The sequence below is a fragment of the Marinomonas sp. ATLA20 genome, assembly GCF_057180105.1.
This window is the reverse complement of the sequence record NZ_JBXUKU010000065.1, coordinates 1-262: the sequence shown is the minus strand read 5'-3', so window position 1 is coordinate 262 and position 262 is coordinate 1. Positions and strand designations below refer to the sequence as shown.

At 49.2% G+C, this 262-nt stretch carries 1 pseudogene; it reads left to right on the top strand.

Annotated elements, in window-relative coordinates:
• Positions 1–262 (top strand): annotated as a pseudogene (locus AC2A4J_RS20460) (IS4 family transposase); the annotation flags it as partial.

Here is a 262-nt window from a genome sequence, read left to right as displayed (position 1 = left end):
TCGATCTAATCTACCAAGAACTGTGGGGAATGTTACTGGCCTACAACATCGTACGTCGAGAGGCGAGTCATGCGGTCGCATCACATGGCCAACGAGCGAGCTATGTGCGTTTTAAAATGGCGTTTACTTTTATTGCTTCCAACTTGATCGTGATGGCCGCCGCTAAGCCAGAATCGAAGGCAGGAATGCGCCTTAAGGAGTTAAGGTCTGGGGTGTGTAATTTGTTTTTGGAGAGAAAAAAACGAGGCCTAGTCGGCCTCGC